This window comes from Streptomyces sp. NPDC051636 (assembly GCF_044453765.1).
Lineage (GTDB): Bacteria > Actinomycetota > Actinomycetes > Streptomycetales > Streptomycetaceae > Streptomyces.
In genome coordinates this window covers 204,116-229,762 of record NZ_JBITDA010000010.1, presented here as the reverse complement: position 1 = coordinate 229,762, position 25,647 = coordinate 204,116, and the positions used below count along the sequence as shown (strand labels likewise).

Annotated in this window: 20 protein-coding genes, 1 pseudogene and 1 riboswitch; of the genes and pseudogenes, 4 read left to right on the top strand and 17 right to left on the bottom strand. The window is 70.8% G+C overall.

Annotated elements, in window-relative coordinates; genetic code table 11:
• The first annotated feature begins 609 nt into the window (after positions 1-609).
• Together ACIBBH_RS20245 and ACIBBH_RS20240 are read left to right on the top strand one after the other, a co-directional pair.
• Positions 610-1,380 (top strand): ABC transporter ATP-binding protein, encoded by a 771-nt coding sequence (locus ACIBBH_RS20245; RefSeq protein WP_399406415.1) that lies wholly within the window; start codon positions 610-612, stop codon positions 1,378-1,380.
• Positions 1,380-3,908: an ABC transporter permease gene (locus tag ACIBBH_RS20240; protein WP_399406413.1), complete on the top strand. Its 2,529-nt coding sequence runs from the start codon at positions 1,380-1,382 to the stop codon at positions 3,906-3,908. Before ACIBBH_RS20245 ends, ACIBBH_RS20240 begins: the two co-directional genes overlap by 1 nt.
• Positions 3,909-3,964: 56 nt before the next feature.
• Here ACIBBH_RS20240 and ACIBBH_RS20235 read toward each other — a convergent pair whose 3' ends face one another.
• The 15 genes and pseudogenes from ACIBBH_RS20235 to ACIBBH_RS20165 form a co-directional block, all read right to left on the bottom strand.
• Positions 3,965-5,251, bottom strand: a complete 1,287-nt coding sequence (locus ACIBBH_RS20235; protein ID WP_399406461.1) for a class I SAM-dependent methyltransferase — start codon at positions 5,249-5,251, stop codon at positions 3,965-3,967.
• 216 nt (positions 5,252-5,467) lie between these two features.
• Positions 5,468-6,853 (bottom strand): NAD(P)/FAD-dependent oxidoreductase, encoded by a 1,386-nt coding sequence (locus ACIBBH_RS20230; RefSeq protein ID WP_399406411.1) that lies wholly within the window; start codon positions 6,851-6,853, stop codon positions 5,468-5,470.
• 444 nt (positions 6,854-7,297) lie between these two features.
• Positions 7,298-8,239, bottom strand: coding sequence for an exopolyphosphatase (locus tag ACIBBH_RS20225; protein WP_399406409.1), 942 nt, complete (start codon positions 8,237-8,239; stop codon positions 7,298-7,300).
• 138 nt (positions 8,240-8,377) lie between these two features.
• Positions 8,378-8,902 (bottom strand): DUF501 domain-containing protein, encoded by a 525-nt coding sequence (locus tag ACIBBH_RS20220; RefSeq protein ID WP_399406407.1) that lies wholly within the window; start codon positions 8,900-8,902, stop codon positions 8,378-8,380.
• Positions 8,903-8,928: 26 nt separating this feature from the next.
• Positions 8,929-9,405 carry a septum formation initiator family protein gene (locus ACIBBH_RS20215; RefSeq protein ID WP_399406405.1) on the bottom strand — a complete coding sequence of 159 codons (477 nt, stop codon included), beginning with the start codon at positions 9,403-9,405 and terminating at the stop codon, positions 8,929-8,931.
• A 119-nt stretch (positions 9,406-9,524) separates the two neighbouring features.
• Entirely contained in the window at positions 9,525-10,826 is a 1,302-nt protein-coding gene (gene eno, locus ACIBBH_RS20210; RefSeq protein ID WP_399406403.1) for a phosphopyruvate hydratase, read from the bottom strand.
• A gap of 311 nt (positions 10,827-11,137) precedes the next feature.
• Positions 11,138-11,818 carry a transglycosylase family protein gene (locus tag ACIBBH_RS20205; RefSeq protein WP_399406401.1) on the bottom strand — a complete coding sequence of 227 codons (681 nt, stop codon included), beginning with the start codon at positions 11,816-11,818 and terminating at the stop codon, positions 11,138-11,140.
• Positions 11,819-11,822: 4 nt separating this feature from the next.
• Positions 11,823-12,007: riboswitch (cyclic di-AMP (ydaO/yuaA leader) on the bottom strand.
• 182 nt (positions 12,008-12,189) lie between these two features.
• Positions 12,190-13,206 carry a transglycosylase family protein gene (locus tag ACIBBH_RS20200; RefSeq protein ID WP_399406399.1) on the bottom strand — a complete coding sequence of 339 codons (1,017 nt, stop codon included), beginning with the start codon at positions 13,204-13,206 and terminating at the stop codon, positions 12,190-12,192.
• Between the two features lie 180 nt (positions 13,207-13,386).
• Entirely contained in the window at positions 13,387-14,670 is a 1,284-nt protein-coding gene (locus ACIBBH_RS20195; protein ID WP_399406397.1) for a cytochrome P450, read from the bottom strand.
• A 98-nt stretch (positions 14,671-14,768) separates the two neighbouring features.
• Complete coding sequence (locus ACIBBH_RS20190) at positions 14,769-15,788, bottom strand: nucleoside triphosphate pyrophosphohydrolase (RefSeq protein WP_399406395.1); 1,020 nt, start codon at positions 15,786-15,788, stop codon at positions 14,769-14,771.
• Between the two features lie 63 nt (positions 15,789-15,851).
• Positions 15,852-16,499 carry a SurA N-terminal domain-containing protein gene (locus ACIBBH_RS20185; protein ID WP_399406393.1) on the bottom strand — a complete coding sequence of 216 codons (648 nt, stop codon included), beginning with the start codon at positions 16,497-16,499 and terminating at the stop codon, positions 15,852-15,854.
• 145 nt (positions 16,500-16,644) lie between these two features.
• Positions 16,645-17,472: pseudogene (locus tag ACIBBH_RS20180) on the bottom strand (glycoside hydrolase domain-containing protein).
• Between the two features lie 136 nt (positions 17,473-17,608).
• Positions 17,609-19,102: a protein kinase gene (locus ACIBBH_RS20175; protein ID WP_399406459.1), complete on the bottom strand. Its 1,494-nt coding sequence runs from the start codon at positions 19,100-19,102 to the stop codon at positions 17,609-17,611.
• Between the two features lie 38 nt (positions 19,103-19,140).
• Positions 19,141-19,752: a hypothetical protein gene (locus tag ACIBBH_RS20170; RefSeq protein WP_399406391.1), complete on the bottom strand. Its 612-nt coding sequence runs from the start codon at positions 19,750-19,752 to the stop codon at positions 19,141-19,143.
• A 191-nt stretch (positions 19,753-19,943) separates the two neighbouring features.
• Positions 19,944-22,124, bottom strand: a complete 2,181-nt coding sequence (locus tag ACIBBH_RS20165) for an N-6 DNA methylase (RefSeq protein ID WP_399406389.1) — start codon at positions 22,122-22,124, stop codon at positions 19,944-19,946.
• Positions 22,125-22,316: 192 nt separating this feature from the next.
• On the opposite strand from ACIBBH_RS20165, the gene ACIBBH_RS20160 reads away from it, so the two are divergent.
• Together ACIBBH_RS20160 and ACIBBH_RS20155 are read left to right on the top strand one after the other, a co-directional pair.
• Positions 22,317-23,003 (top strand): hypothetical protein, encoded by a 687-nt coding sequence (locus ACIBBH_RS20160; RefSeq protein ID WP_399406387.1) that lies wholly within the window; start codon positions 22,317-22,319, stop codon positions 23,001-23,003.
• A 186-nt stretch (positions 23,004-23,189) separates the two neighbouring features.
• Positions 23,190-23,939 (top strand): hypothetical protein, encoded by a 750-nt coding sequence (locus ACIBBH_RS20155; protein WP_399406385.1) that lies wholly within the window; start codon positions 23,190-23,192, stop codon positions 23,937-23,939.
• An 18-nt stretch (positions 23,940-23,957) separates the two neighbouring features.
• Here the strand turns inward: ACIBBH_RS20155 and ACIBBH_RS20150 are convergent, their stop codons facing one another.
• Together ACIBBH_RS20150 and ACIBBH_RS20145 are read right to left on the bottom strand one after the other, a co-directional pair.
• Entirely contained in the window at positions 23,958-24,701 is a 744-nt protein-coding gene (locus ACIBBH_RS20150) for an N-acetyltransferase (protein WP_399406383.1), read from the bottom strand.
• A 95-nt stretch (positions 24,702-24,796) separates the two neighbouring features.
• Complete coding sequence (locus ACIBBH_RS20145) at positions 24,797-25,513, bottom strand: HNH endonuclease family protein (RefSeq protein WP_399406381.1); 717 nt, start codon at positions 25,511-25,513, stop codon at positions 24,797-24,799.
• Positions 25,514-25,647 lie beyond the last annotated feature (134 nt).

Genomic DNA, 25,647 nt, shown 5'->3' with positions numbered 1-25,647 from the left:
GCGTTCGCATGCTTTCGCACGCATTCGGGCTGCGTTCGCGCAGTGTTCGCCTGGTGAGGTCTTCTTCCCCGACTTCCCGGCGTGAGCCTCCGGCCACATACGCCCGCTGTCAAAGGTTGCGCGGTACATCGATCAGGGAAACGGGGGCGGGAAGTGCCCGGAACCGGACTTGAACCGGTACGCCCGCGAGGGGCAGCGAGGTTTAAGCTCGCCGTGTCTGCATTCCACATCGAGATCCCGAGCCTATCGGGATACATCCCCCGAACAGCGGGCGGGCGGACCGATGTTGTCTTATTTTATTGAGGTCTGAGGGAGCATCAGCCCATGGAACGCGCCATCCGCACTTGCCAGCAGCGTGACGCGCGGTGGGTGCCCGCGTACACGGAATGACGGAATTTCACCGTCCAAACGAGGTGGCTCCACCTGTTATCGACAGTGTGTCCACGACTCTGAGGGTCCGCTGTCATCCCCAGGTATGACATGACGCCGCCCGGTCCGACCGCAGTCGGCCCCCGGAACCGGAACAGCGGGTGACTCCAGGACGCAAGGCGGCCGGGACGATGGATCACGTCCCCATGAACGCCGTCGTCCCGACAGGAGCACTTTTCCGTGACCACCACACCCACCGCCGGCCGGACCACGGCCGTGGCCGCGCGCGCCGCGGAGCTGTCGAAGATCTACGGGCAGGGTGAGACCCGGGTGGTCGCCCTGGACCGGGTCTCCGTCGACTTCCGCCAGGCCGAGTTCACCGCGATCATGGGGCCGTCCGGGTCCGGCAAGTCCACGCTGATGCACTGCGTGGCCGGGCTGGACACCTTCTCCTCCGGGTCCGTGCGGATCGGCGAGACCGAGCTGGGCTCCCTGAAGGACAAGCAGCTGACCAAGCTGCGCCGGGACAAGATCGGGTTCATCTTCCAGGCGTTCAACCTGCTGCCGACGCTGACGGCGCTGGAGAACATCACCCTCCCGATGGACATCGCGGGCCGCAAGCCGGACAAGCAGTGGCTGGACACGGTCATTGAGATGGTCGGGCTGTCGGGGCGGCTCAGCCACCGGCCGTCCCAGCTCTCCGGCGGCCAGCAGCAGCGCGTCGCCGTCGCCCGCGCCCTGGCCTCCAAGCCCGACATCATCTTCGGCGACGAACCGACCGGAAACCTCGACTCGCGCTCCGGCGCCGAGGTGCTGGGCTTCCTGCGCAACTCCGTACGGGAGTTGGGGCAGACGGTCGTGATGGTCACCCACGACCCGGTGGCCGCGGCCTACGCGGACCGGGTGGTGTTCCTGGCCGACGGGCGGATCGTCGACGAGGTGTACGGGCCCACGGCGGAGTCCGTCCTGGACACCATGAAGCAGTTCGACGCGAAGGGCCGTACGAGCTGATGTTCCGCACCGCCCTGCGCAACGTACTCGCGCACAAGGCCCGGCTCCTGATGACCGTGCTCGCCGTCATGCTCGGCGTGGCGTTCGTGTCCGGGACGCTGGTCTTCACCAACACCATCTCCGACGCCTACCAGAAGAGCTCCGCCAAGGGCTTCGGCCAGGTCGACGTCGCCGTCACGGCCGAGAGCCAGGAGGACAAGGGCGACACCGTCGGCAAGACCCCCGAGCTGACGCAGGCGCTGCTCGACAAGAGCGCGAAGGTGCCGGGGGCCGCCTCCGCGACCGGCGTCGTCACCGGTTTCACCGCCATCGCCGACAAGGACGGCAACCTGATCGGCGGCGGCTGGCAGTCCGAGGGCGGGAACTACTGGGGCACCAAGGACGCCCGGTACCCGCTGGTCGGCGGCCACGCCCCGAGCGGCAGGGGCGAGGTCCTGATCGACTCCAGGACCGCCGAGCGGGCCGGCTACAAGATCGGTGACCGCGTGCACATCTCGGTCGACGGCCCGGTGCTGGCCCCGGTCATCAGCGGCATCTTCACCACCGACGACGGCAACGTCGCCGCCGGCGGCAGCCTCGCGCTGTTCGACACGGCGACCGCGCAGAAGCTGTTCGGAAAACCGGGCACGTACGACGAGATCGACGTCAGGGCGAAGCCGGGAACCAGCCAGACCGCGCTGAAGGCCGCGCTGGACGCCGCCCTGCCGAAGAAGCTGGTGGAGACCACCACCGGGACGCAACTCGCCGACGACCAGGCGGACATGATCGCCTCCTCGATGAGCGGACTGAAGCAGGGTCTGCTGGTCTTCGCGGGCATCGCGCTCTTCGTCGGCACGTTCATCATCGCCAACACCTTCACCATGCTGGTGGCCCAGCGCACCAAGGAGCTGGCCCTGCTGCGCGCGGTCGGCGCCTCCCGCCGCCAGGTCACCCGGTCGGTGCTGCTCGAGGCGTTCGTGGTGGGCACGGTCGCCGGCGTGACCGGTCTGGCCGCCGGTATCGGCATCGGCGCCGGACTGCGGTCGCTGATGGGCTCGCTGGGCGCGACCGTCCCGGACGGCCCGCTGGTCATCACGCCCGGCACGGTCGTCGCCGCCCTCGTGGTCGGCGTCGTCATCACCATGCTGGCCGCCTGGCTGCCCGGCCGCCGCGCCGCGAAGATCCCGCCGGTCGCCGCGATGAGCGCGGTGCACGCGAAGGCGTCCACCAAGTCGCTGGTGCTGCGCAACACGATCGGCGCCCTGTTCTCGGCGGCCGGCGTGGCGGTGGTCCTGGCGGCCACGACGATGGACGGCTCGGACGGCCAGGCCCCGATGGGTCTGGGGGCCGTACTGCTGATCATCGGCGTGTTCGTGCTGACCCCGCTGCTGTCCCGCCCGCTGATCGCGGCCGCCGCGCCGGTGCTGCGCGTGTTCGGGGTCTCCGGCAAGCTGGCCCGGCAGAACTCGGTGCGCAACCCGCGCCGTACGGCCGCCACCGCATCCGCGCTGATGATCGGTCTGACCCTGATCACCGGTATGACGGTGATGGCGGGCAGCCTGCAGAAGTCGATCGACAAGATGGCGAGCGCGGCGATCCGCGCGGACTACGTGGTGTCGATGGCCAACGGCAACGAGCTCTCCCCGCAGGTGGCCGGGAAACTCGCCGCCACCGACGGCGTCACCGCCGTCAGCCCGCTGCGCAACGCGCCCTCCCGTATCGACGGGCAGACGGAGTACCTGACGGGCGTCAACGGCCCGGCGATCGGCGGGCTGACGGACCTGAAGGTCGACGACGGCTCCTTCACGGTGCGCGGCTCGCAGGTGGTCGTCGACGACGACACCGCCACGTCCCATGGCTGGAAGGCCGGTTCGGGCTTCACGGTGCACTACGAGGACGGCAAGCAGCAGAAGCTGACGGTCGCCGGGGTGTACGAGGGCAACGACATGATCCAGGGCATCATGCTGGACAACACGGCCCTGGCCCCCCACCAGAGCGACCCGGCCGACATGCAGGTCCTGGTCAAGACGGCGGACGGCGCCGCCAGCGCGACCAAGGACAAGCTGGAGAAGGTGCTGGGGGACACCCCGGCGATCAAGGTCCAGGACAAGAAGGACCTGTCCAACTCCATCGCGAAGATGTTCACGCTGATGCTGAACATGGTCTACGGCCTGCTCGCGATGGCGGTGATCGTGGCGGTCCTCGGGGTCATCAACACCCTGGCCATGTCCGTCTTCGAGCGCTCCCAGGAGATCGGCATGCTCCGCGCGATCGGCCTGGACCGCAAGGCCGTCAAGCGGATGGTCCGCCTGGAGTCCCTGGTCATCTCCGTCTTCGGCGGGGTGCTGGGCATCGGCCTGGGCGTGTTCTTCGGCTGGGCGGCCGGTGAACTGCTCGGTACGAAGATGGCGAGCTACGAACTGGTCGTGCCATGGGCCCGGATCGCGGTCTTCCTGCTGCTGGCCGGCACGGTCGGCGTCCTGGCGGCCCTGTGGCCGGCCCGGCGGGCAGCACGGCTGAACATGCTGGCGGCCATCAAGTCGGAGTAGCCGTACGGACGCCGAGGCCCCGCTCTCCCTTCGCCGGGGAGCGTGGCCTCGCGCGTTCAGCCCCAGGTACGGGAGCGCAGCGGCAGCCCGGACTCGCCCGAGTCGGGGGTGCGGACGGCCAGGACCTGGTTGACGCCAATGCGGTTGCGTTCGAAGGCGAGGGCGGAGGCCGCCATGTACAGGCGCCAGACGCGGGCCCGGCCGGGGCCGGCGAGCCGGACGGCGCGCGGCCAGTCGGCCTCCAGATTGGCGACCCACCGGCGCAGGGTGAGGCCGTAGTGCTCGCGGATCGACTCCACGTCGCGGACCTCGAAGCCGGCCCGCTCCAGCTGGGTCACCGTACTGCCGAGGGGGGCGAGCTCGCCGTCGGGGAAGACGTAGGCGTCGATGAACTCGTCCACGTGGTACGTCGTCTCGTCGCGCTGCGGGCGGCGGGCGATCTGGTGGTTCAGGAGCCGTCCGCCGGGCTTGAGCAGGTCGTACAGGTTCCTCGCGTACTCCAGGTAGCGCTCGGCACCGACGTGTTCGGCCATGCCGATGGAGGAGATCGCGTCGTACGGGCCGTCGGTGACGTCCCGGTAGTCCTGCACCCTGATCTCCACCCGGTCGGTGAGGCCCGCGTCGGCGACGCGCTTGCGGGCGTAGGCGGCCTGCTCCTGGGAGAGGGTGACACCGACGACGCCCACGCCGTGCTCGCGGGCCGCGTGGATCGCCATCGAGCCCCAGCCGCAGCCGACGTCGAGGAGTCGCCGGCCGGGCGTCAGGGCGAGCTTGCGGCAGACCAGTTCGAGCTTGTCGCGCTGGGCGGACTCCAGGGTGCCGGCCTCGTCCCAGTAGGCGCAGGAGTACACCATGGACGGGCCGAGGACGATCTCGTAGAAGTCGTTGCCGACGTCGTAGTGGTGGCTGATGGCGCGTCTGTCGCTGCGCTTGGTGTGCAGGTGGGGGCGTCGGCGGACCTCCTCGCGGGGCGGCGCGGGCGGGATCGGGGGGCCGGCGAGCTTCAGCAGCCCGAGGGCGGCGGCCCTGACCTCGGGGTCGCGCAGCGCCTGGGCGAGGGTGCGGGCGTCCTCCCCGCGCTCCCACACCAGGCCGGCCATCGCGTCGAGGGCGGCGTACAGGTCCCCCTCGACGTCCAGGTCGCCGGCCACCCAGGCGCGGGCCAGGCCCAGTTCGCCCGGTTTGAACAGCAGCCGGCGCAGTGCGCGGCGGTTGCGGACGACCATCATCGGTGCGTCGGGCGGCCCACCCTGCGAACCGTCCCAGGCGCGGATGCGCACCGGGAGCGGGGCTCCCACCAACTGTTCGAGCAGGCTCTTGAGCCGCGACGCGGCGTCGGCCATGGCGCACACCTCCGTGACGACGAACCCCGGAATGTCCTTCACCACGTAAACATCAAGATGCCCTCGGCGCAGTCCCGCAAGGGTGTTACGTCTGGGCAAACACCCTTTCCGCGCAACGCCGAGGGCCGCGCAACGCCGCAGGACCCGGAACGCCGAAGGACCTCCCGCACCACGGATGGCGGGAGGTCCTTCGGTTGGTTCGGTGACCGGTGGTGGTCAGGAGGCCTTGGCCTTCTCCTCGGTCTTCTTGCTCGCGGCAGCGACCGGCGCCGGCTTGGCGGCCTCGTAGAACTCCTCGCGGGGGTTCTCCATGGCGCCGAGGGAGACGACCTCGCGCTTGAGGAACATGGCGAGCGTCCAGTCGGCGAAGACGCGGATCTTGCGGTTCCAGGTCGGCATGGCCAGACCGTGGTAGCCACGGTGCATGTACCAGGCGAGACGGCCCTTGAGCTTGATCTTCATCTTGCCCATGACGATCATCGCGACGCCCTTGTGCAGGCCCAGGCCCGCCACCGCGCCCTTGTTGGCGTGGCTGTACTCCTTCTGCGGGAAGCCCCGCATGCCGGAGATCACGTTGTCGCCGAGGACGCGGGCCTGACGCAGCGCGTGCTGGGCGTTCGGCGGGCACCAGGCGTTCTCCACGCCGGCCTTGCGGGCGGCGACGTCCGGCACCTGGGCGTTGTCACCGGCGGCCCAGATGTAGTCCGTGCCCTTGACCTGCAGCGTGGGCTCGCAGTCGACGTGGCCGCGCGGGCCCAGCGGGAGACCGAAGCGGGCCAGGGCCGGGTTCGGCTTGACGCCCGCGGTCCACACGATGGTGTTGGAGTCGACCTCGAGGCCGTTCTTGAGCACGACGTGGCCGTCGACGCAGGAGTCCATGGAGGTGGACAGGTAGACCTCGACACCGCGGCCCTCGAGGTGCTCCTTGCCGTACTGGCCGAGCTTGGGGCCGACCTCGGGGAGGATCTTGTCGGCGGCGTCGACGAGGATGAAGCGCATGTCCTCACGGGACACGTTCTTGTAGTACTTGGCCGCGTCCCGGGCCATGTCCTCGACCTCGCCGATGGTCTCCGCGCCCGCGAAGCCACCGCCGACGAAGACGAAGGTGAGCGCCTTGCGGCGGATCTCCTCGTCGTCGGTGGAGTCGGCCTTGTCGAGCTGCTCGAGGACGTGGTTGCGCAGGCCTATCGACTCCTCGATGCCCTTCATACCGATGCCCTGCTCGGCGAGGCCGGGGATCGGGAAGGTCCGGGAGACGGCGCCGAGCGCGATGACGAGGTAGTCGAAGGGCAGCTCGTACGCCTCGCCGACCAGCGGGGCGATCGTGGCGACCTTGCGGTCCTGGTCGATGGTGGTCACCCGGCCGGTGAGGACCTCCGCCTTCGGCAGCACGCGCCGCAGCGGGACGACGACGTGGCGAGGGGAGATGCTGCCGGCGGCGGCTTCGGGCAGGAAGGGCTGGTAGGTCATGTACGACCGGGGGTCGACGACCGTGACGGTCGCCTCGCCGTAGCGCATCTTCTTGAGAATGCGCCGAGCTGCGTACAGGCCTACGTACCCACCGCCTACTACGAGGATCCTGGGACGCTCCGTGGTGCTCATGGAATCGAGTATCCACCCGCCGATGGGGGGTCGCTCGTGCGCCCCTTCACAAGGTTGTTGAAGGCCTGTGTTAAACTCCGCGGCCCGCGTGACGCAGGTCATGATTGCGGGCAGGAACCAGCCGCCGCCGCGACCTGTTGTCAATGCCGCGTGAGCTGCCTCTCCGGCTGACGACGCCCCCTGTGAGTCCCCGGAAACACCTCTGCGGGACTCCTGCGGGACACCGGTCCGCAACGTTCTCCTGAGGGCGCTCCCGGGCCTGTTGGACCCCCGAACGGCTCAAGAGAACCTCTTGGATCCCTCGAGCGGGCCGAATTCCTTGTGAAGAACTTCACGAACTTTTCCGGCGGGGCGTCACGGAGGGGCCCGCGAAGGCTCCTCGGTGCCGCTCAAACGTTATCCGACCTGCTCACCCGACGGCTACTGATCGGTAATAAATGAGAGTCAGGCCACCGACCAAGCGATGCCGTCGAGGATGTCGTGCTCGCTCACAACGACCTCCTCGGCACCGATCCGCTCCATGATCGCGAGCAGGACGAGGGCACCGGCGCCGATGACGTCGACCCGCCCCGGGTGCATGGAGGGGATCGCCGCGCGCTCGGCGTGGGTGGAGTGGAGCAGCCCACCGGTGATCTCGCGGACGCGGTCGCGGGGGATCCGGGAGTGGTGGATGGCCTCGGAGTCGTACTCGGGCAGGTCCTGCGCGATCGCCGACACCGTGGTGACGGAGCCGGCGAGCCCGACCAGCGTGCGCGCCTCGCGCAGCGGGACCGTCTCCTCGGCGAGGTCGAGGGCCGCCTCGATGTCCGCCCTTGTCGCGGCGATCTGCTCCTCGGTGGGCGGGTCGCTCACCTTGCCGTCGCGCACCAGGTGCCGCTCGGTCATCCGCACGCAGCCGACGTCGACGGAACGTGCGGCGCGTACGTGGTCGTCGCCGACGACGAACTCGGTGGAGCCGCCGCCGATGTCCACCACGAGGAAGGGCCGCGCGAGGTCCTCACGCCCCGTCAGCTCCTTCGTGGCGCCGGTGAAGGAGAACTCGGCCTCCTGGTCACCGGTGATCACCTCGGGCTCGACCCCGAGGATGCCGACGACCCCACGCACGAACTCGTCCCTGTTCTCGGCGTCGCGGGAGGCGGAGGTGGCGACGAAGCGCAGCCGCTCGGCGCCGTGTTCCTTGATGACCGCCGCGTACTCACGGCAGGCGGCGAAGGTCCGCTCCAGTGCCTCAGGGGCGAGCCGCCCGGTGCGGTCGACGCCCTGCCCGAGCCGCACGATGGTCATACGCCGGTCCAGCTCGACGAGTTCACCGGTCTCCGGGTACGCGTCGGCGACGAGCAGACGGATGGAGTTCGTACCGCAGTCGATGGCGGCGACGCGGGTCATGGGTGGGCCCTTCTGTGATCGGGAGGCATTGCAGCGCCGGCCGGCATGTCCTGGCCCGTCCGGCGCTTGTGGACGAGGCCGTTCAGGCCGAAGGGGGATCTTGGGGTGCGGCCCCCGGGAACGGCAGCGGAGCCACGGTCACTCGTCGGCGGCCGGAACGACGCACGGCCCCTTGCGCCACCACTCCGGCAGCATCGCCAGCGCCTCGTCGCCCAGCGGGTTGACGCCCGGGCCGGCGGCCAGTGAGTGGGCGACGAGGACGTGCAGGCACTTCACCCGGTCCGGCATGCCGCCCGCACTGGGGAAGCCCGTCAGCTCCTCGATCTCGTCCCGGCGCCGGATGTAGTCCTCGTGGGCGGCGCGGTAGGCGGCCGCGAGCTCCGGGTCGGTGGCCAGCCGCTCCGTCATCTCCTTCATCACGCCGTCGGCCTCGAGCGTGCCGATGGCCGACGCGGCGCGCGGGCACGTCAGGTAGTACAGCGTCGGGAAGGGCGTGCCGTCGGGCAGCCGGGGGGCCGTCTCGACGACGTCCGGCTGCCCGCAGGGGCACCGGTGCGCGATCGCGCGCAGTCCGCGCGGCGGCCTCCCGAGCTGCTGCTTGAAGGCCTCGACGTCCGCCTCGGTGGGTTCGGTGCGCGGGGTGTGGGGCGGGGGCGTTTCCATGCCTGTACGAAAGTCTCTCTGTGGGTTCACTGGTCGGAGGCGTCGGACTTGTCGACCCCGTCCCAGACGTTCGCGTACCAGGGGCGGTCGGCCGCCACCAGGTCGGCGCGCGCCTGCTTGGCCGCGTCCGGGTCGATCACGACGTATCCGGTCTCCCCCGGCATCACATAGTGCAGCCGCCGCCGGATCTGCTGCTCGGCGTACGCGTCGTCCCGCCAGCGTGCCTTGAGATCGCGCAGCTGCTCGACCCGTTCGCCGGCCTGCTTCTTCTGCCGCTCCAGGTCGGCGATCTGGGCGCGCTGGGAGACGTACTGCCGCATCGGGTAGGCCAGGGCCACCACCAGCGAGCAGACCACGAGGGCGAGCAGCGCGGCCCGGCTGGTGAGCCGGGAGCGGCGGGCCTGCCGTTTGGTCTGGGAGCGGTAGACCCGGGCCGCCGTCTGCTCGCCGAGCAGCCGGATCCTGGTCGCGGTGGAGAAACGGTCCCGTTCCTTCGCGGCCATCTGGCTCTCCGCCTCCCCTGCGTGCTTCCTACGTGCGTACGTCCCCGGACACGGTACGGGACCGGGTACGGGGACGTACGTACGACTGGCTAGGCCCTACTCGGGCCTGACCGGTTGGGTCAGCCCTTGGAGACCTCTTCGTAGCCCCTGAAGCGCGGGAAGGCGCTGCGGCCCGCGTACACCGCCGCGTCGTCGAGGATCTCCTCGATGCGCAGCAGCTGGTTGTACTTGGCGACGCGCTCGGAGCGGGCCGGGGCGCCGGTCTTGATCTGGCCGCAGTTGGTGGCGACGGCCAGGTCGGCGATGGTGACGTCCTCGGTCTCGCCGGAACGGTGCGACATCATGCACTTGTAGCCGTTGCGCTGGGCCAGCTCGACGGCGTCCAGGGTCTCGGTCAGCGAGCCGATCTGGTTGACCTTGACCAGCAGGGCGTTGGCGGCGCCGTCCTCGATGCCGCGCTGCAGGCGCTCGGGGTTGGTGACGAACAGGTCGTCCCCGACGAGCTGGACCTTGTCACCGAGCTTGGCGGTGATGGTCTTCCAGCCCTCCCAGTCGTCCTCGAACAGCGGGTCCTCGATGGAGACGAGCGGGTACGCCTCGACGAGCTCGGCGTAGTACTCCGTCATCTCGGCGGCGGAGCGCTCCTTGCCCTCGAAGACGTAGACGCCGTCCTTGTAGAACTCGGACGCGGCGACGTCGAGGGCGAGGGCGATCTGCTCGCCGGGGGCGTAACCGGCCTCCTTGATGGCCTCGAGGATGAGGTCGAGAGCCTCGCGGTTGGAGCCGAGGTTCGGGGCGAAGCCGCCCTCGTCGCCGAGGCCGGTGGCCAGGCCCTTGTTCTTCAGGACCTTCTTCAGGGTGTGGTAGACCTCGGCGCCCCAGCGCAGCGCCTCGGAGAAGGACTCCGCGCCGATCGGGGCGATCATGAACTCCTGGATGTCCACGTTGGAGTCGGCGTGCGAGCCGCCGTTCAGGATGTTCATCATCGGCACCGGCAGCAGGTGCGCGTTCGGGCCGCCCAGGTAGCGGAAGAGGGGGAGGTCGCTGGCCTCGGAGGCGGCGTGGGCGACGGCGAGGGAGACGCCGAGGATGGCGTTGGCGCCGAGGGAGCCCTTGTTGTCGGTGGCGTCCAGATCGAACATCGCCTGGTCGATCAGACGCTGCTCGGTGGCGTCGTAGCCGACCAGCTCCGGGCCGATCTGCTCGATGACGGCGAGGACGGCCTTCTCGACGCCCTTGCCCAGGTAGCGGTTCGGGTCACCGTCGCGGAGCTCGATGGCCTCGAAGGCGCCCGTCGAGGCGCCGGACGGAACGGCGGCACGCCCCGTGCTGCCGTCGTCGAGGCCGACCTCGACCTCGACCGTGGGGTTGCCTCGGGAGTCCAGGATTTCCCGGGCTACGACGACGTCGATGGACGGCACGAGCATCTCCTTCTTGGATGTGACGCTGAAAGTGCGGGGCTGTGTGCCTTACGGCTGTGCCCTGCGCCTAGAGCCTAACCGTCCCCGGGGCGTCGGCAGCCGACCGACCGTCCCGTGGACACGGTGACGACAGGCTGACGGTACACATTGTTCCCCGGCGGAACAAAGAGGGGAGAAAAAACCCCGCCCCGGTGCGTACGGGGGAACACGCACCGGAGCGGGGAGCCCGTGGGGACGGGGGTGACCCTCACGAGGCCTCCACTGGGGAGGCCCCGGGAAGAGGGCGCTGTGGTTCGGCTACGAGCCGGGGGTCACTTCAGGTGCAGCTGCTGGCCCGGGTAGATGACATCGGCATCGTCGATGATGTCCTTGTTCAGCTGGAACAGCTTCTGCCAGCCGCCGGCGACGTGGTGCTTCTCGGCGATCGAGCTGAGGGTGTCGCCCGTGACGACCTTGTACTCGCCGTCGCCCTTCTTGACCTTCTTGCCGGTCGGGGTGGTGACGGTCTTCTTGGCGGCCGGGCGCTCGGCGGAGCGGGAGGCCTGCTGCTCGGTGGTCGAACGGGTGCCGGTGCTGTTCGGCGAGGAGCTCGAGGAGCTGCTGGCGCCGCCGCTGTAGGTGGCGCTGGACAGGCCCTTGCCGCAGACCGGCCAGGCACCCTTGCCCTGAGAGGCGAGGACCTTCTCCGCCACGGCTATCTGCTGCGACTTACTGGCCAGGTCGGCGCGCGAGGCGTACTGGGTGCCGCCGTACGCGGCCCAGGTGGAGGCGGAGAACTGCAGGCCGCCGTAGTAGCCGTTGCCGGTGTTGATGGACCAGTTGCCGCCGGACTCGCACTGGGCGACGGCGTCCCACTCGGAGGCGGTGGCGGCGGAGGCGTTGCCGGCCGCCATCAGCGGGGCGGCGACGGCGACGCCGGTGACACCGGCGAGCGCGATGGCGCGAGTGGCCTTGGACGGACGACGGTGCTTGCCCTTGCCGGAAAACAGCATGGTTCGATCCCCTCACCGACGCCTGCGAGGTGAGCTGTCGGGTTCGGGCCGGTTGAGTTGCCCGGCCGCCCCTCACACGTGTCTCGTGCGAGGCGCGGCTTCACCCCCAGCCGGTCCCGGTCGTCTCTCAACTCCCGGTCACGGCACTTACCTTGGGTCCCCCGCTCCTGCCTACGGCGCTTGACGCGACGACTGTTCCCGGGCGGCCACTGGCAGGATTCGGCGTTGCGGCAGCCGGGGCTCGCATTGGCGAGCGGTCACGACCGTAGACACGCGCTCCGCCGAATTTCAAAGACGATCAGGGCTTCTGAGACTCATCCCACACTTTCACCGAACCGGACATCGGGCACAAAACAGGGCGTCAAGTACCGCTACTTTTCGCCCGTTTCGGTACCGACTTCCAGGGTCTGACCGGGGGTGATGTTGTTCGGGTCGGTGCCGATGGCGTCCTTGTTGGCGGTGTAGAGCGCCCGCCACCCGCCCTCGAGGTCAACAGAGTCGGCGATGGAGGCGAGGGTGTCACCGGCGCGGACGGTGTAGTCGCGTGAGGCGTGACGACCGGAAGCGCTGGCGGTCTGACCGTTTGTCACGCTTTCGTCCGCACTGTCACCCCGGTGGCGGCCACTGCTGATCGCTCCGGTGTCTACAAGGTTCCAAGAACCCCCGCTCTGCCATGAATCGTCCGAGTCGTCGACTTTGGGGGTCGTCGTGGACGAGCTGCCGCTCTCCTGGGAGTCTTTGGAGTCGGAAGATGCCGACTTGTCCGACTTCGCGGAGTCGGAGGAACCGTCCGTGACACCGCTGTCGGCGTCCGCGCTCGCACTCGGCGACGGGGAGGCGTCGGAGGACGGGCCGGACGACGAGGCGGAACCGGACCTGTCCGACGAGTGGGACGAGGAGTCCGAAGAATGGGAGGAACCGGAGGAATTGGATGAACCGGAGTAACCGGATGAGTCACCGGAGCCGGATGATCCGGGCTCCCCGACGCCGGTGTCCACATCGACCGAACCGGAGTTCGACGTAAGGCCGGAGAGCAGAGCGCAGGTGGCCCAGGGGGTGGTGCCCCGGTCGGCGAGGATCTTCTCGGCGACCGCGATCTGCTGCGAGCGGCTGGCCTGGTCGGGGCTGGAGGCGTAGTCGAGGCCTCCGTACTTGTCCCAGTCGTCCTGGGATATCTGCAGGCCGCCGTAGTACCCGTTGCCGGTGCTGGCGCTCCAGGAGCCGCCGCTTTCGCACTCGGCCACCTTGTCCCACGTGGTCCCGTCGGCCGCGTTGGCGGCGGTGGCGCCGAGGAGTGGGATGGCGATGGCGGAGCCGGTCACTCCGGCCGCGACGAGGAGGGCCGGAGCCTGGCGGGGGCGACGGTGGCGACCGTTCCCGGAGAGCATGCGGTGACCTTTCGCAAGACAGCAGTGACCGGCGCGGCGGCTGCGGTGAGGCGCCGCGCTGACGAGTGAACGTATCGGCAGACGATCACTTGTCACAAGTTAATGCCGCACAGATCACGTGAAGATCACAGAGTTGAGCGTGCGTCACTTTTGACCCTGCTTGTGCTCCCTTTCAGTTGATTACGGGACGGGTGTGAACTCCACGGGCAAGGTGCGCAGTCCACGCATGATGAGCCCCCCACGCCAGCGCAAATCGGCCGGATCCACCGCGAGTCGGAGGTCGGGAAGGCGGGTGAGGAGGGTGGCGAGCGCGGTCTGGCCCTCCAGCCGGGCGAGCGGGGCGCCCAGGCAGTAGTGGATGCCGTGGCCGTAACCGAGGTGCTGATTGTCACGTCGCCCCAGATCGAGGACGTCCGGATCGGCGAACCGCTGCGGATCCCGGTCCGCGGCGGCGAGTACGACGAGGACGGGGTCGCCGGGTGCGATGTCCTGCCCGCCGACGGTGACCGGCCGGGTGGCGAACCGCCAGGTGGCCAGCTCCACCGGGCCGTCGTAGCGCAGGAGTTCCTCGACGCCGGTCTCCAGCAGGTCCCGTTCGCCGCGGGCGAGGGACGCCTGGAGCCGCTGCCGCTGCCCGGGGTGGGTGAGGAGGGCGTACGTGCCGTTGCCGATGAGGTTGACCGTCGTCTCGAACCCGGCGAACAGCAGGATGAAGGCCATGGCGGCGGCCTCGTTCTCGGTGAGGTGCTCGCCGTGGTCGGAGGCGCGGATGAGCCCGGAGATGAGGTCCTCGCCGGGCGCGGGATCGGCCGACAGCGCCTCTCGCTTGCGGTGGATCAACTCCGCGAGATAGCCCCGCATCTTCTTCACCGACCGCGCGACCCCGCCGCGCGGCCCTCCCCCGTGCCGGATCATCATCCCCGCCCAGTCCCGGAAGTCGTCCTGGTCCTCACGCGGGACGCCGAGCATGTCGCAGATGGCGTAGATGGGCAGCGGGAAGGCGAACTCGTGGATGAGGTCGGCCGAGCCGCTCGCGGCGAACCGGTCGATGAGCTGATCGGTGAGCTGCTGCACCCGGGGCGCGAACTCGGCGACCCGGCGGGGCGTGAAGGCCTTGCTGACCAGCCGGCGCAGCCTGGTGTGGTCCGGCGGGTCGATGTTGAGCAGATGCGTCATCAGCTCCGCCTTGCGCTCCCCCGGGATCCCGGTCTTGCCCTTGGCGTGCGCGGGCTCGTCGTGGTGCGCCGGGTTCTTCGAGAGCCGCTGGTCGGCGAGCGCCTGCCGGGCGTCGGCGTACCGGGTGACCAGCCAGGCCTCCACCCCGCTGGGAAGCTTGGTGCGGTGCACGGGGGCGTGCTCACGCAGCCATGCGTAGGCGGGGTAGGGGTCGCTCGCGAACTCCCAGGTGAAGAGGTCGGGGGCGGGCGCGCCGGGGGTGGTCGGGGGGTGGGGCTGGTCGGTCACTCCTTGACGGTATCCGGCTTTCCGGCGCGTACCCCGCGGAGGGCGAGGAGGGCATGAGGGTGAGGAGGGCGGGAGGGCGGTGGCGTGGGCCGGCGGGGCTAACCCGCCACGCCCTCGGCGGCCCGCACCGCGTCCCGGTAAGCCCTGGCCGCCGCCCGCAGCGCCGCCTCCGGGTCCACGCCGTCCGCCTCGGCCCGTACCGCGAGGGCCAGCAGCTCGTAGCCGATGCCCTCGCCCTGGGGCAGGGGCACCTCCAGGCCAGCCGTGCGCACGCGGGAGTGGAGCTTCGCGGCGAGGGCGAGGCCGGGCTGGCCGAGGGGTATCCCCTCTGTCACCGACGTGCGCTGCTTCTCGACCGCCTTGGTGCGCAGCCAGTGCTCCTTGACCTCCTCGGGGGTCTCGGCCTTCTCGTCGCCGAAGACGTGCGGGTGGCGGTGGATGAGCTTGGCGACGATGCCGCCGGCCACGTCGTCGATGGAGAAGGGGGCCTGTGCGTCCTCCTCGGCTATGCGGGCGTGGAAGACGACCTGGAGCAGCACGTCGCCCAGTTCCTCCCGCAGTTCCTCGCGGTCACCGGCCTCGATCGCCTCGACGAGTTCGTACGCCTCCTCGATGCCGTACTTCGCCAGGCCCTCGTGGGTCTGCCGGGAGGACCAGGGGCACTCGGCGCGGATGCGGTCCATGACCTGGACGAGGTCGAGGAGGCGGGCGCCGGGCAGGTCGTAGGAGGCGGGGAGCAGCTCCAGCTCCGGCATGTGGACCCGGCCGGTGCCGGCGAGACGGGCCAGCCCGTCCGTGAGGGCCGGTTCGCCCTCGCCCGTCGCCACGACCACCACCGTGTGCCCGCCCGCGCAGGCCTCGACGAGTTCCTGGGCGGCCGGGGAGGCCTCGTCCACGGATATCCCGGCCTCGCGCAGATAGGGCAGCTGCGGATGCGCGCCGTCCGCGCACAGCACGCGGTCGGCGGCGTGCAGCGCCTGCCAGGCCGGCCAGGACAGCAGGCCGGGCGCGACACGGTGGCTGGTGGTGAGCAGGACGATCCGGCCGGGGGCCGCGTCCGGGCCCGGTGCCTGGGCGTCTTCGAGGCTGGTGGTGTTCACGCTTCGAACGTAACGCACGCCCGCCGCCGACCTCGCGCGTTGTCCACAGGGTGGGGATGCTGATCGGATCGTATGACCGACCTACGCCTTCTCCTGCGTCCCGCTCGCCGTGACCTCCCGTACCCACGGCGTCTTCGCGTCGACCCGGCTGCTCTTCTGCACGTCCCAGGTGCCGTAGCGCGGGTTGAGGTCGACGTGGAGTTCCTCGGACGCGGTGGACAGGGCCTTCCAGAACGCGGGCTGGGTGGTGTCCGTGCCCAGCTTGGTGGCGAGCTTCGTCGCCTCGACCTGGAGGCGCAGGTTGTCGTCGAGACGGCCCGGCGCGATGCCGTACTTCTGCAGCCAGGTCGCCTCCAGTCCCTTGGACCCGCCGGTCTGCTGCTCCAGGCGGGCGCGCATCCGCTGGATCTCCTGGCGGCTGACGGTGATGCCCTGGTCCCGGGCGGCCCGGTGCAGCACCCGGTCGAGGACCATGTTGTGCAGGGTGTCGCGGGTGAGACTGCTGGTGGAGGCGAGGACCTGCTGGTACTGCGTCTCGTCCGGCACCGCGGCCTTCTGCGCCTGGCGCACCTCGTTGACCCTGCTCTCCAGCTGGGCGACGGTGATCCGCTGTCCGCCGACGACGGCCGCCGCGCCGGGGTGCGCCTCGTTTCCGCAGGCGGTGAGCAGGGGGGCCGCGGCGGCGATCGCGGCGGACAGGACGAGCGCGGTGCGACGGCGGCGGTGCAAGGAAACCTCCCGAGGAGATTGTGCGACGGTGCACAAAGTCTTGCGGTGATCGATGGTAGGCAGTGGGCAGGCTCTGGCCAACCCATTCGACCAACGATTCGCGCGCGCTTCGGGCACCGCCGCGCCGCCGCCGGGAGGCGGACCCTCAGCCGGTGATCGCCACCGGGGCGTCCCACGCGTCGCGGTCCACGGTGATCGTGTAACCGCCGCGGGACTCCTTGCTGTTGACCATGTACTGGTGGGCCCGGCTGTGGCCGGTGTACTGGGCCGAGCCGAACGGCCAGTTTGCGGTCGTGGTGTTCTGCTTGTCCCACAGCGCGTACCAGAGGTTGCCCGGCAGATCCGTCTCGTCGGTGGCGTTCGCGACGGCCTTGGCGCTGGAGCCGGTGAAGCCGTAGAAACCGGCGCGGTACGTCTTGGCGCGCAGCTGCTTGCCGAAGGCGCGGACGTACGTCAGCACGGCGTCGTTGCACGCCTTGTTCCTGGTGTCGTACGGCTCCATGTCGAGGTAGATCGGGCTGCCCGCCTTCATGCCGAGCGCCGAGGCCTTGGCAACGGCGTCGGAGGCGTCACTCGTGCCCAGGGAGGCGGCCGTGGAGGCGGTCAGCTTCTCGGGGTTGGAGCTGGTCCGGCAGGGCGGCTGGGCGCCGACGTAGAGCGGGATGAGCTTCCAGCCGACGGTGCTGACGGACTACACCCAGGAGGCGGTGAGGTCGGGCTGGGAGCAGCCGCGGTTCTCGCCGCCGACGTAGACGGCGGCGGCGCCGTAGAAGCCGGTGTGCCAGGCCTTCATCGCGGCGAGGGAGGGCGCGGTGCAGGTGTCGAAGGCGCGGCCGGTGTACGTCTTCTGCGCGGGCCAGGTGGTGGTGGCCATGGAGGTCTGCGCGGCGATGCCCGCTCCGGCGACGACGACGGCGCCCACGACCGCCCACGTGATGTGTCTGCGCTTCTTCGACTGCCGACGGCCGGACATGAAGACCCCACCCCTGTTGTGCGTGCCTGGCGTGCGTGGCTGGCAAGAACGGACCGCAACCTGTCCGGTGCCGTCCTCGTGTTCGGAAAACTACGCCCCCGGGCGATCGCAATGATCTCTCAGGGAACGGCAAGAACTACCCGCGCACCTGCCCCAGCCACTGCAGGGTCCGCCGGATCTCGGCGGCCAGCGGGTGCCCCGGGCCGTGCACGCGCTCCACGTCCAGGAGCAGGCGCGCGAGCGTGTCGTGGGCGGCGGACCGGTCGCCGAGGGCGAGCAGCAGGTGGCCGATGCGGCGGCGGACGTCGTGGGCGAGCTGCGGGTCGCCGGAGACGTACTGGTTCTCGTAGTACGGCAGCAGCGCGCGGTACTCCGCGAGTGCCGCCGCCGGTTCGCCGAGCTGTTCCAGGCACTGGGCGGCGTCGTAGCGGAACCGCAGGGACTGCGGGTCTGCCCGGCCCGCCTCGGCGGCGCGCTCGTCGGCCAGGCGGCGCAGTTCGGGCAGCGCGCGCCGGTACTGGCCGTCGTCCATGAGCGTGGCCGCGTACTGCTTGCGCAGGGTGCGCACGACCGGGGAGTGCTCGCCGTGCTGTTCGGCCGCGGCGGGCAGGATCGTGCCGAGGATGTCGACGGCCTGGGTGATGCGGCCCTCGCCGAGCAGGCGCTTGACCTCGTCGACGGCCCGCGCGACATCGGGTTTCCCGGCGACGGGCGCGGCGGGTGTGACGGGGGCGGGCTGGGGCGCGGGCGTGCGCGCGCGGTCCGGCCACGGGGCATGCGGGCGCAGGAAGGGGCGCGTGGGATCCAGTGGCGCCCCTGACGGAGTGCCTCGCCCAGGCAGCAACAGCGCCAGGTGCTCGTACACCTCCTGCGCGGAGGCGGGACGGTGCTGCGGGTCCTTTGCCAGCAGGCGCAGCACGAGCGCCTCGAGCGCCTCGGGGACCTCGGGTCGGATCCGGCGCACGGGCAGCGGCGGCTCGTACAGGTGCCGGTGCAGCACGCCGAGCGCCGTGGAACCCGCGAAGGGCACGTCGCCGCTGAGCAGTTCGTGCAGCAGCACACCGAGCGCGTACAGGTCGGTGTACGGGCCCACCGCGCCGCCCATGGCCTGTTCCGGCGCCATGTAGGCGGGCGAGCCGATGGGCGAACCGGTGTGTGTCAGGCGCGTGGTGTCGGTGTCCATGACGGAGGCGACGCCGAGGTCGAGGACGGTGACCGTGCCGTCCTGCTTCACCATCACGTTGCGCGGCTTCAGGTCGCGGTGGACGATCGGCACGGCGTGCACGGCGCTCAGCACGGCGCACAGCTGCGCGGCCACCGCGACCGCCCACTGCCACGGGTACGGGTCGTGCTCGGCGAGGTGGTCGGAGAGGTCGGCGCCGTCGACGTACTGCATGACGAGGAACAGCTCCTCGCCCTCCCTGCCCGCGTCGTGCACGGTCACCAGCCCGGGGTGGTCGACCTGCGCGGTCACCCGGCACTCGCGCACGAACCGGCGGCGCAGCTCGTCGGCCTCCTGCCCGGCCACCTTGTCGGGGCGCAGCAGCTTCACCGCCACGCGCCGGTCCAGCCGCTGGTCGTACGCCGTCCACACCTGGCCCATGCCGCCCTGCCCGATGAGCGTGGACAGCTCGTAGCGGCCGGCGACGACGCGTCCCTGCGCCACGCTCACCTTCCGCCCTCGTGGTGGCCGTCGTGGTGGCCGTCCTGCTTGCGCAGGTAGTCACTGAGCTCGTCGAGTTCCGCGCGCACCTGGTCGATCCGGGCGGGTGCCGGGCGCTGCGGCGGGGCGGGTATCGGCGGCTGGGACAGCGGCGTGTGCGGCATCGGGGGCGGGGTGTGCGGCACGCTCGGCACGGTCGTCGCGGTGTAGGGGGAAGGCGCCGCCGGATAGCCGTACGCCGGCGCCATGGACCGGTGCGCGGTGAAGGCGTCGTGGAGCCGGTGGAAGTGGCGTATGTCGGCCGCGAGGTAGTAGGCGATGGCGGCCACCAGCGTGCCGAGGAGCAGGGTGATGCCGAGATTGCCCCCGGCGGTGTGGATCTCGTCGCCGGGTTCGGTGGCCAGCAGCACCAAGCTGAGGATGTTGGCCGCGAGGACCGCCACGAACACGCCCCAGTCCAGCGACTTGCGCGTCACGATGGCCAGGCGCAGCATCATCGCCCAGGTCAGGAAGCCGATGCTGAAGATCCCGATCACCACGAACAGCACGCGCAGGAAGACCAGCCACGCGATGTGCGGCGGCTGCTTCACCGGCTGTGCATAGCCGTGGCCTTGCATGGCTGCTCCTGTTGCCTGAAGAGGGCGTGCGGTTGTCGCTTCGAGCGTATAGGCCGACACGGACAAGCGGTCCCTGGTTGTACCGAACCGTTGTCGTGCTGATCACTTCGCTCCCCGGTGTACGACGTCGCAGGTGCCGCGGGGGATGCGCGGAGCCGGATGTTCCGGACGAGGCGGCTGGAACCGCCGCCTCAGCCGGGCGCCACCGTGCCGTCGGTCAGCCCGTCGTACATCCCGCGCACGAACCGCTCCCCGAGCCGGCCCGCGTGCCTGAGCGCCCGCTCGAACTCGTCGAGGGCGCGGAAGCGCGCGCCGTAGCGCCGCTGTTCGTCGAGCGGGAGCCGGGGCAGTTGGAGGCGGCGCACGTCGAGCCGGGTGGCGGTGGACGCGTAGCTGCTCGCCTGGCGGTTGTTGGCGGTGCCGCGCAGGAACCCGGCGAGGAACCACGGGTCGAGCGCGGTCGGATCGGGGCGCAGGAGCACGAGGTTGCGCCCCAGGGCGGCGCCTGCCGCGGCGTCGTCGATCACGCGCGCCACCGAGCCGCCGCCGAGCACCGGGACGACGACGTCACCCGGCTCGGCGAGCACGGCCTCCTCGTCGCTCTCGGGCAGCGTGCCCGAGGGCGCGGTGCCGGCGAGGACGTCGTGGTCGGTGAGGACGGGCACGCGCGCGTGGCCGCCGCTTCCGCCCGTACATATCACCAGGGCGCCGCCGCGCGCGAGTTCGCCGATGGTGGTGAGCGGCCGGCGCGCGGGCTGCGCGGAGTCGGCCGGGGCGACCGGGGGCGGGGTGAGGTCGGCGGTCAGGCGCAGGGTCTCGCCGAGGCGCTCGCGCACGGCCGTGAGCTGCTGCGCGCCGTCGGCCGCGGTGGGCGGCGGGAGGTGGCGGGCGGGGGCGAGGTCCACGTCGTCGTCGAGGAGTTCGATGACCGGCACGCATCGGGCCAGTCCCGGCCGCTCCTCGAACCGCCCGTCGCGCTCGAAGACCCGCCAGACGTCGAGGACGGCGTCCCGCACGGCCTGCCAGTCGGGTCCGCCGCGCCCCTCGGTGGCGAACCGCCCGGTGTCGGCGAGCAGCACCTCGGGCTGCCCGGGCGCCCGGTCCGGGCGGCGCAGCACCCACAGGTGCAGGGGGATGTTGTACGGGGGCGCCGCACCCACCGGCAGCGCGACGAGGGCACGCAGCGCGCCCCGGCGCAGCAGGTCGGCGCGGATACGGCGGCCGGAGCGGCGGGAGGCGGCGGCGGGCGGCATGAGCAGCACGGCGGTGCCGCCGTCCCGCAGCCGGGCGAGCGCGTGCTGCACCCAGGCCAGCTCGGACTCGGTGCGCGCCGGGAAGCCGTACTCCCAGCGCGGGTCGTAGGCGAGTTCGTCGTGCCCCCAGTTGCGCTCGTTGAACGGCGGATGGCACAGGACGGCGTCGGCGCGCAGCCCGGGGTGGGCGTCCGCGCGCAGGGTGTCACCGACGGCCGCGCGCACCGTCCCGCGCGCGTGCAGCGCGATCCGCAGCGCGGTCAGCGCGGCGAGCTCGGGGGCGCTGTCCTGGGCGTACAGCTCCTGGTCGGGGCGGGAGTCGACGGCGCGCAGCAGGGCGCCGGTGCCGCAGGTCGGGTCGAGCACGGTGCGGGCCGGGCCGGCGAGGCCGGCCATGAGCCGGGCGAGCTCGGCCGGGGTGAGCGTGTACTGGCGGGGGTTGGCGTCCAGGTGCCGCCCGAGCAGGAACTCGAAGGTCTGCCGCGCCCCCAGCTCGGCCGCCAGCCCGGCGGCGCCGCGCAGGAGGGGGGCGGAGGGGAGGAGTTCGGGGCCGGTGGGGGTGGGAACGGCGGGAGCGTGAACGGCAGGGGCGCTGTTCATGGGGAGCGGGGTGTTCACATCGGGTGGGCTGTGAACGGCCGGTGAGGTGGGCGCCGGGCCCGAAGTGTTCACAGCCACCGCCCCGCCAGTGCCCCGCCGGTTGTGGACACCTCGGTCGCGCGTCACGCCGAAGCGCGGAGTGAGGACCTCCTCCAGCGCGCCGGGCAGCATCGCTGCCAGGCGTGCGTCGGAGCCGGCGCTGATGTCCAGCCAGACGGTGGGACGTTCATGGATGAGCAGCAGGACACAGCCGGCGTGCACCAGGGCGGTGACCGGGCCCCCGGGGTGACCGGCGAGCTGTTGCCAGACGCGTTCCCGCAGCGGGACCTCGGCGAGCTTGCCCTGCTTGCGCAGCCAGGCCTCGACCTCGGCGAGCGCGAAGGAAGGGCTGGTGTCGGTTCCTCCGACGGGCTTGGGGAAGTCGGCGTGCCGGCGCCGCCAGTTGCTGACGGCGGCGCGGCCGACGCCGGCGAGCCGGGCGATTCCGGCGGCGGTCACTTCTGTCGCGTTGTCCTGCACCCGCCCCCGCTCCCCTCGTCCTGTGTGTGACGCCGAGCATACCGGCGTACACATGATCGACACCCTCACGAGCGTGTACCAACGCGATCCCGTGAACCGTGTTGACTCGGTTCACAAGCTCTGGTCTCATTGGCCCAGCGATCGAGCGATCGCCGAAAGGGAGGCGGTTGCCGCCTCGGGGAGGGGACCGTCATGGGCATGAAGGGCAAGCTCGCGCTGGGAGCCGTCGTGGGCATCGTGGTCATCGGGGCCGTGTCGGCGAACGCCGGCGGCGGCAAGGACGGCGGTTCCGGCAGCGACGGCAAGGGGCCCTCGGCCTCCGCCCAGCACAAGTCCGGCAACAAGAAGGACGCGGGCAGATCACAGGCCGCCGAGAACAAGGCCGCGTTCGCGGGGGACGGCGACTTCCAGGTCGGCAAGGACATCAAGCCCGGCACGTACCGCACCACCGGCAACACCGACGACATGTGCTACTGGGAGCGGGCCGAGGACGCCTCGGGCGAGACGGACTCGCTGCTGGCCGACGACAACGTCAGCGGCACGAGTTACGTCACCGTCAAGGCCACCGACAAGCTGTTCAAGTCCAGCGGCTGCAAGGACTGGGAGGCCGTCGGCCCGAAGGCGACGGGGTCGCCCGCCCCGACGATGGCCGGCAACGGCGGCATGTTCAAGGTGGGCACCGACATCGCCCCCGGGACGTACAAGTCCACCGGCAACGCCGACGACTCCTGCTACTGGGAGCGCACCAAGGACGCCGAGCACGGGCTCGACTCGATCATCGCCAACAACAACGTGACCGGCACGGCCGTCGTCACCATCCGCTCCACGGACGCCTACTTCAAGACCAACGGCTGCGGGGACTGGAAGAAGGCCGGCTGACCGGGCCGTCGCGGGGCCGGGGCCGCCCACGGCGCTCGGCACGACGGCCCGGCCACCCCGGCCCGCACCGCTCGGCCCCACACCACCCAATCCTCACCACCCAATCCACACCGCTCAACCCACACCACTGAGCCTCACACCGCTCGACCGCACACCGCTCACCACCTCTCTCACCAAGGAACTCCCATGCGTCGAACCGCACTTGCCGCCCTCTGCCTCGCCGCCGCGGCCACCGCGGGACTCACCGGCTGCCTGCCGGGACAGGACAAGGCGGACAGCAAGCCGAAGGGCCCGTTCGCCGGGCTGACCGGTGGCGAGATCGCCGACCGGGCGATGAAGGCCACCACCGGGGCCTCGTCGCTGCGGATGAAGGGCGACATCGCCGACGACGAGAGCGACGGCACCATCCGGATGGACATGGCCCTGAACAAGAAGGGCGAGTGCGCCGGCACGATGAGCATGGACGGCGAGGGCAAGGCCGAGCTGGTCAAGACCGGCAGCACCGTCTACATGAAGTACGACGAGGCGTTCCTGCGCGCGCAGAGCAAGGGCGAGTCCAAAGCGGACACCGACGCGGCCGTGGCGATGCTGGCCGGGAAGTGGACCAAGATGTCCGTGAAGGGTCAGGACGCCAAGGACATCGCGGGCTTCTGCGACCTGGACTCGGTGCTCGCCGGCGCCGAGGACGTCGACTCGGACGCCACCCGCGGCAAGACGACCACCGTCGACGGCACGCCCGCGATCGTGCTGCACGAGAAGGAAGGCAAGGACCGCTACACGCTGTACGTCGCCACGCAGGGCAAGCCGTACCTGCTGCGGGTCGACGGATCCTCCGCCAAGGACCCGGTGAACCTCGTCTTCAGCGACTACAACCAGCCGGTGCCGGCCGACAAGCCCGCCGGCAAGGTCATCGACCTGGACGCGCTGGGCGGCTGAGCCGGCGTCAGGCGCCGCTCAGAGGGGGTGCCGCAGCCACACGTTCGGCTCGACGTACACGGCGTATCCGCGCTCCGGTTCGCAGCGCACCGGCACCAGCGCGCCGGGCACCTCGATGTCGCCCTGCGTGTCGAAGGGCAGTCCGGTCCAGCGGCGCCACTGCTCCAGCGAGCCGGAGACGGTCATGGAGGCCGGGGCGATGGAGTCGATGGTGGCACCGGCCCGGGCGTGGACGCGCAGCCACGGGTCGTGCGGCAGCCCGTCGGCGCGCACCCGGTGGGCGTACTCGGCGATGGGCGTGTGCGGTTCCAGGTGCTTGGCGTTGGGACGGACCGGGGCGACGACCTCGCGGAAGCCGCGGTCGCGGGCGTTGTCCCGCATCGCCGTGAGCATCCGCGCGGACAGGCCGTGGCCCAGGGCGTGCGGGGCGATGACGACGGAGACGGCGCCGACCGTGTCGGGGCGGGTACCGCGGCGCAGGTCGGCGAAGGCCCACAGGAGCATCTCGTCCCAGCCACGGGCGGGCAGCGTCCCACGCCCCTCGGCGGCGAGGGCGACGGGCACGCTGAAGGCGTGTGCGACCACCTCGCCCCGCTCGTCCTCGGCGAAGAGCACGTACTCCGGCAGTTCGGTGGCGATACGGCCGTAATACGCCGCGCCCACGGGGTCGTTGATCACGAACTCGGGCCAGGTGTCGGCCATCCCGAGCACCGCCTCGGCCTTGTCGGGCCGCTCGGCGAGACTCGCGGTCTTCACGTCCATGCCGGTCACGGTAGGGGGTGGCGCGACGGCCGGAAAACAGTTTTCGCGCGCGTCACCGGCGGTACGAGGCCACGAAGGAGGTGCGCTCCGTCCGTTCAGTGGGCGCTGAAGCGTTCCGGTGCCTCGGTGGGGTTGCCGCCAGTGGGGAGTTTCTGGTTGGGGCAGGTCCTGAGGACCTTCTCCATCGCGGCCTTCTCCGCGGCGGTGACCCACAGCCCGTACTTCCTCTTCACCGCGACCTGGGCGGCGACGTAGGGACAGCGGTAGGCCTTGTTGGGCGGGAGCCAGGTCGCCGTGTCGCCGTCGCCCTTGCCGCGGTTGGTGCTCGCGTCGACGGCTATCAGGTTGAGGGGATCGTTGGCCAGGGCTATGCGCTTGCTGGGTTCCCAGTACTTGGCGCCCTTCTGCCAGGCGTCCGAGAGGGCGACGACGTGGTCGATGTCCACCTGGCTGCGGCCGCGCCGGTAGGTGACGTCCTTGCCGGAGTAGGGGTCGGGGTCGAGCAGGCCGTAGGACACCTTGCAGGTGCCGCGGGTGAACCTCACCTCCTCCAGGTCGCGTTTGAGTATGTCGTCGCGGGTGTCGCAGGAGTTGGAGTCGGTGTCGGCCCAGGCCGAGCCGAACCGCTCCCGGGAGTAACCGGTCTTCGGCGCACGTCCCTTGACGGTCAGTGACTCGGCGGCCGTCAGGGCCGCGCCCCCGCCCCCGGTCTGTGCGGGCCCGGAAGAGCCCTCGGTCTGCTGGATGGTGCACCCGGCCACGGCGAGCACGATGACGGCGGCGGTGACCGCCCCGCTCCTCAGACGCGTCACGTGCGTCCCCCCTTGCCTCCCCGGTCCCGCCCCCGCACGGGCGGCCCGTTCCTGGTCCCACCGTAACGGCCGGGAGGTCCCGGCGGAGAGCGCCCGGGGGGAGGACGACGGGCGCACGGAGCGCGTGAAAGGCC